General features: G+C 53.0%; 1 protein-coding gene. It reads right to left on the reverse strand.

Annotated elements, in window-relative coordinates:
• On the reverse strand, window positions 1-696 hold a 696-nt coding region (locus DP091_RS25235; protein WP_113060837.1), incomplete at both ends, for an IS30 family transposase.

Genomic DNA, 696 nt, shown 5'->3' on the forward strand with positions numbered 1-696 from the left:
CTCTGCCATGAACGATTCGTGAGCAGACTTCCAACCGAGACACTTTCGGGGCCGGAGGTTGATGAGGCGGATAGCATGGGCCAGTTCCTCATCGGTAATTTCAGCGAGATCATGACCCTTTGGAAAAAACTCTCGAAGTAGGCCGTTGCTGTTCTCGTTGGATCCACGTTGCCATGATGAGTAGGGATCAGCGAAATAGACATCCACGCCATGAAAGGTTTCTAGCTGCTTATAGCAGGCGAACTCTTTCCCTCGATCCGCAGTAGCCGTCTGGAATGTCCCTTGGGGGTACTGGCTTGCAACAACGCCAAAGGCCACCTCCATGGAGTGGGCCGTACGGTCAGGCATCTTCACAGCTACGTAGAGCCTTGTTTTACGCTCGATGAATGTAGCGGCACAAGCGCGACTGTTACCACGACTGGAGACTACTGTGTCCAGTTCCCAGTGCCCGAATGATTCTCGTTTACGGATCTCTTTGGGGCGCTGACTAATGGTCTTTCCCACGAGGAAGCGCCCACGTGTCTCAGTGGGCTTACGCCGCTTCCCTTTATGGCGCAGTACCTTTACTTCACCTGCAGCAATGCGTTTCGCATATAACCAGCGGTAGATTGTCTTAAAGCAGACAAAGGGTTTCCCACTCATACGACGTTCTTCGGCGATCTGTTCCGGAGACCAAGTTTGCGCAAGCTTCGCTTC

Source organism: Paenibacillus sp. MDMC362, from assembly GCF_003269305.1.
GTDB lineage: Bacteria > Bacillota > Bacilli > Paenibacillales > Paenibacillaceae > Paenibacillus_AQ.